At 44.6% G+C, this 733-nt stretch carries 1 rRNA gene; it reads right to left on the bottom strand.

The annotated features are described in order from the left end of the window. Nucleotides 1–567, bottom strand: a 23S ribosomal RNA gene (locus LB465_RS18080); the annotation flags it as partial. Nucleotides 568–733: the final 166 nt, after the last annotated feature.

Here is a 733-nt window from a genome sequence, read left to right as displayed (position 1 = left end):
AAAGGGCTCCGACCGCTTGTAAGCGTATGGTTTCAGGATCTATTTCACTCCCTTGTTCAGGGTTCTTTTCACCTTTCCCTCACGGTACTGGTTCACTATCGGTCTCTCAGGAGTATTTAGCCTTGGCGGATGGTCCCGCCGGATTCATACAGGGTTTCTCGTGCCCCGCACTACTCAGGATACCACTATCATTACATTCTTTACCTATACCGGGCTGTCACCGTCTATGGCCAAGCTTTCCAACTTGTTCTAATTCTGTTTGCAACAAATGTTGTGGTCCTACAACCCCATAAGGTCCGTAAACCTTATGGTTTGGGCTAATGCGCGTTCGCTCGCCGCTACTAGCGCAATCACTATTGTTTTCTCTTCCTCCGGGTACTTAGATGTTTCAGTTCTCCGGGTTTGCCTCCTTGCGGATACTATACCTTCAGTATAGTGGGTTGCCCCATTCGGATATCTGCGGATCAACTTGTATGTGCCAATCCCCGCAGCTTTTCGCAGCTTATCACGTCCTTCTTCGCCTCTGAGAGCCTAGGCATTCCCCATACGCCCTTATCTAGCTTGTATGCTTCTTGCTTATGCTCGAATTTCTCGTGACCTTAAATCACAATATATTCTATTAATTTAATTAATTTACCTCGTTATAAAAGTAAACTTCTATAACTGTAGTTTTCTCGTATTCTTTGTTTCTCAATATGTCAATGAACTTTTTTCCTCTCTAACAACCTTAGCT

The organism is Salegentibacter lacus (assembly GCF_020164555.1).
Classification (GTDB): Bacteria; Bacteroidota; Bacteroidia; order Flavobacteriales; family Flavobacteriaceae; genus Salegentibacter; species Salegentibacter lacus.
The sequence above is the reverse complement of the archived record's forward strand: the minus strand, read 5'-3'. Positions and strand labels throughout refer to the sequence as shown.